The sequence below is a fragment of the Micromonospora sp. M51 genome, from assembly GCF_018070305.1.
GTDB classification, from domain to species: domain Bacteria; phylum Actinomycetota; class Actinomycetes; order Mycobacteriales; family Micromonosporaceae; genus Micromonospora; species Micromonospora parva.
The window spans coordinates 1-710 of the sequence record NZ_JAGPXZ010001367.1; the positions used below are offsets into that span (position 1 = coordinate 1).

At 71.0% G+C, this 710-nt stretch carries 1 protein-coding gene; it reads left to right on the forward strand.

Annotated features, from left to right (window positions below; genetic code table 11):
• The coding region (locus tag KBX53_RS34875) for an alpha-isopropylmalate synthase regulatory domain-containing protein (RefSeq protein WP_305798016.1) at positions 1-702 on the forward strand (702 nt) is incomplete at its 5' end.
• Positions 703-710: the final 8 nt, after the last annotated feature.

Here is a 710-nt window from a genome sequence, read left to right on the forward strand (position 1 = left end):
GCCGCCGCCTTCGCCCACAAGGCGGGGCTGCACGCGAGCGCGATCAAGGTCGACCCGTTGCTCTACAACCACGTGGACCCGTCGGTGGTGGGCAACGACATGCGGATCCTGGTCACCGAGATGGCCGGTCGGGCCAGCGTCGAGCTGAAGAGCCGCGAGCTGGGCCTGGACCTGGGCAGCAGCCCGGACGCCCTGACCCGGGTCACCAAGCGGGTCAAGGAGTTGGAAGCGGGTGGTTGGTCCTTCGAGGCGGCCGACGCGTCCTTCGAGTTGCTGGTCCGCTCCGAGCTGCCCGAGGGAAGCCCGGCCCGACCGTTCACCCTGGAGTCGTACCGGGTGTTGGTCGAGCACCGCGAGGATGGCGGGGTGGTCTCCGAGGCCACCGTCAAGATCCGGGTTCGCGGTGAGCGGGTGATCGCCACCGCCGAGGGCAACGGCCCGGTCAACGCCCTCGACGAGGCGCTGCGGGTGGGGCTGACCCGGCACTACCCGCAGCTGCGCGACTTCGAGTTGGCCGACTACAAGGTGCGCATCCTGGAGGGCAGCCACGGCACGGGCGCGGTGACCCGGGTGCTGCTGGAGACCTCCGACAGCAGCGGCCGGGACTGGACCACGGTAGGCGTCCACCCGAACGTCGTCGAGGCCAGCTGGCACGCCCTGGTCGACGCCCTGACCTACGGCCTCGCCCCCACCCCCGTCTAACCCCACCC